The organism is Bradyrhizobium sp. LA2.1 (genome assembly GCF_040547725.1).
Taxonomy (GTDB): Bacteria; Pseudomonadota; Alphaproteobacteria; order Rhizobiales; family Xanthobacteraceae; genus Bradyrhizobium; species Bradyrhizobium barranii.
Map to the genome: position 1 here is coordinate 1 of NZ_JBEPQI010000081.1, position 1,705 is coordinate 1,705.

Consider the following 1,705-nt stretch of genomic DNA (forward strand, 5'->3'; position numbering starts at 1 on the left):
CTAGCCCGGATATCTCACAGCCGGGCGTGTAGCGATCCGATTGTGAGCGGGGAGCGAGTTTGCGGGGACGGGAGGTTGGTTTGGACGCCTGGGTCGGTTTGCCTGGCTCGCCAAAGACGAGTCTGGTGTTCGATTGGCGCGGCTTGCGTGTGCGGGAAGACGCGCCAAATGCTGCCGCTGCCGGCGAGCAATCGCGGGTGATGTCGACGGCGCGCCTGGCTCAACCGGTATCTGCTGCGGCGATGAGCGCCCGATGCGCCGTGGCAAAGGCGGCCTTGTAAGGACAGCCGGATGCCATGGCGAACTTAACACGGCGGACGCTGATGGTGACGAGGGCGCCGATTTTGAACAGCTTGCGGCGGATGGTGCCGCAGCTGGCATCAGCCAACTCGGTCGCCTGCAGGGCGATGCGGCGCAGGCTGTCGAGCAGAACATAAGCCATCGAGGCGAACCACAGCCGCAATTGGTTGGCCTGCATGGTGCCGGTCGAGGTGCGGTCGGCGAACAGGTCCATCTGGCACTCTTTGATGCGGTTCTCCATCTCGCCGCGCGCGCAATAGACCTCTTCGTAGAGCCGGCGGCCGTCGCCATCGGCCGCGGTCAGCGAGGTGACGATGAAGCGCGGATTGGCTTCGCCTTGCGTCCACTCCGCCTTGGCGATGACGCGCCGCGCGCGGCTCCAGCTGTTGCGCGTCGACCAGGTCAGTTCCTTGAACCGGCGCGCCGGCCGACTGGTGGCCTGGCTCTCGTCGCGGGCCTCGACCAGTTCAGCTCCGATCGCGCGGGTGAGGCGGGCGTTGCGGGCCAGCCCGAAGATGAAGTCGATGCCGTTTGCCTCACACCACGTCATCAGGGCATCGCGTGCAAAGCCGGAGTCGGCCCGCAAGACAATGCGGGTCTGCGGCCAGCGCTCACGGATCTGCGCCACGATCCGGGCGATCTCCTCGACCGCGCCCGCCGAGCCGTCGATGTTGGCGGGCCGCAGCTTGGCGGCCAGCAGGTGGCGCCCGCAGAACACGTACAGCGGCAGATAACAGTAGCAATCGTAATAGCCATGGAAGAACCGCCCCTCCTGATGCCCGTGCAGCGGGTCGTCCGTGGCGTCAAGGTCGAGAATGATCTCGTTCGGAGCCGTCCGGTAGGCGTCCAGGAACAGCGTGACGAACAGTCCGGCAATGCTCGCCGGTTCGTGCGCGATCTTGTGATAACGCGTGGCAATCTCCCGGCTCAGCTCCAGCCGGTTGAGTGTCGATTTGCCGGCCACCGCCGCACAATCCTTGCGCCGCGCCTCAAGCTTGCCTGCCAGCACCGCCATCACCGGATCGTGCCGCAGCTCATCATGATCGATGACGTCCTCGTAGCCCAGCGCGATCCCGAATACCCGCTGGCCAACCAGCGTCCGCACAGCGTGCTCCACCTGCCCCGGCCGCCGATGATCGACAAAGCATTCCGCAAACCGCCTCATCAGCTGGATTGCACCATCCGTCGCCCCCAGCAACAACGCTCCAGCGTCCGATGTGATCGCTCCGCCGTCAAATCCGCCCACAACAGATCGGCGTTCGATGGCTGCAAACTCGAACAGTTCTGCGGTACACTCTGTCGGCATCGGGGCGCCTCTCGAATCATCTCAAAGTCGTTCTCGCAAAACAACTTTCGCTGATTCGGCGCCTCGATGCGCTCGATCCGTGTGAGATATCCGGGCTAG

1 protein-coding gene is annotated in these 1,705 nt (G+C 64.6%); it reads right to left on the bottom strand.

The annotated features are described in order from the left end of the window. Nucleotides 1-220 precede the first annotated feature (220 nt). Nucleotides 221-1,606 (bottom strand): IS1380 family transposase, encoded by a 1,386-nt coding sequence (locus ABIB95_RS47305; RefSeq protein ID WP_354116835.1) that lies wholly within the window; start codon nucleotides 1,604-1,606, stop codon nucleotides 221-223. Nucleotides 1,607-1,705 lie beyond the last annotated feature (99 nt).